The organism is Thiolapillus sp. (assembly GCF_048562965.1).
Classification (GTDB): Bacteria; Pseudomonadota; Gammaproteobacteria; order Chromatiales; family Chromatiaceae; genus Thiolapillus; species Thiolapillus brandeum_A.
Window position 1 is genome coordinate 1 of sequence record NZ_JBHNMF010001127.1, and the last position, 858, is coordinate 858.

Below are 858 nucleotides of genomic sequence, written 5' to 3' on the forward strand. Positions count from 1 at the left end.
AGGCCGCGCCTTGCTATGTCAACTATTTTTTGAGATTTTTAGTGGTTTTTCTCCTCTGAAACTCTAAACTCTAGTCAAAGTGCTTGAATGCCCAAATCAGGGCCATTTATTCAAATGATGCTGCAGAGTATCCCTGAATAAACATCTTATCAAGAAGCATGGTGGATAAAATGCCAACAAATGCCATATTGTCAGCGAAACCGATGATGCGGCCATTCGCTCCCTTGTTGAGCAGTTTTCCCACCGCGGCGGGATTGAAGTACCCCGCCGTACGCAGCGATTCTTCGCTCAGCAGTTCCTGCACGTAGGGCACAGGCTTGCCTCCGGAGAAAAATGACAGGCTGTCTGGCGCACGATAGGGCTGCTTGCTACGCTTGCGTATGCTGTCAGGAATCAGGCCGGCCATGGATTTTTTCAAGATGAACTTTTCGTTGAGTATCCTGATCTTGTAGCGGGCAGGGATGTTTGCGGCAAATTCCATCACGCGATGATCCAGAAACGGGAAACGGCCTTCTACCGAATTCGCCATGGCCATCCTGTCACCTTGGGAATTGAGCAGGTAGCCTGAAAGCAGCGTATGGTTTTCGACATACTGATCCCGATTGAGCGGATCCCAGCGACCGATGTCCTTGGGCAACAGTCTCAAAATGGACTCGTAGCCCACCTTGCTTTCCACCGCCGATTTCATTTCTGCCGAGAAAAACCGCCAGCTTCGCCGAGTGGTGCTCCAACGCGGAACATGTGCAAAGAATGGCTGGTCGATGTACTCCATACCCTGCTGAAAAAACTGCTTGCCAAAATCCCCGCTGGCGGCGGGATTGTATTTCAGATAGGGGTAGAGTTTTTTCAGAATCAACG

At 50.2% G+C, this 858-nt stretch carries 1 protein-coding gene; it reads right to left on the reverse strand.

Annotated features, from left to right (window positions below; all coding sequences use genetic code 11):
• Positions 1–106: 106 nt before the first annotated feature.
• A partial coding sequence (locus ACOCD2_RS22770; RefSeq protein ID WP_293675409.1) for an asparagine synthase C-terminal domain-containing protein occupies positions 107–858 on the reverse strand: 752 nt, incomplete at its 5' end.